Source organism: Bacillus sanguinis (assembly GCF_018332475.1).
In the GTDB taxonomy this organism is placed as follows: Bacteria; Bacillota; Bacilli; order Bacillales; family Bacillaceae_G; genus Bacillus_A; species Bacillus_A sanguinis.
On record NZ_BOQB01000660.1, the window covers coordinates 1 to 570 of the forward strand.

Here is a 570-nt window from a genome sequence, read left to right on the forward strand (position 1 = left end):
ACTTTGAAGATAAAGATGCATTATTGGCATATACATTGAAGCACTATCAAGAGGAGGCTTTTAAAATACCACTTTCCGTTCGGCTAACTAAACCTTTTCAAGTATTAGAACAAATTTTTAACCACGAAAAATTTGGTAAAGTACTTGAGTCACAAATGAACGATGAATTATTTATAAATAGGATGTATTATCATAATCGGGATATTCAGATACAAGAAAACCAAGAATTAAAACGCCTTTGTAAAAATCATACAATTCCAATTGAATTAATTATCACTTATCATTCAGGTGTACTTACAACTTTAACTGCATGGTGGTTCCAAAATAGAAATAGTGTTTCAGCAGAAGAAATGGATAAATACTTTCATCAATTAATTAGCCAAGATATTTTTCAACTAGATAAATATAAATGATTATAAATAAAAATACATATCCAGTTTAACAATTTCTTATACTAATTAATTCTTTCTGTAATTAAAAAAATAAGTCAATTCGAGTATTTGATATGCTATAAAGAATGAGAAAATTAGTTACAGATATAGAAAAGTAGTATTTCTACAAGTTAGAAAT

The 570-nt window shown here is 26.3% G+C and carries 1 protein-coding gene; it reads left to right on the forward strand.

The features are described from left to right. A partial coding sequence (locus tag KI369_RS29095) for a TetR-like C-terminal domain-containing protein (RefSeq protein WP_212959063.1) occupies positions 1-413 on the forward strand: 413 nt, incomplete at its 5' end. Positions 414-570 lie beyond the last annotated feature (157 nt).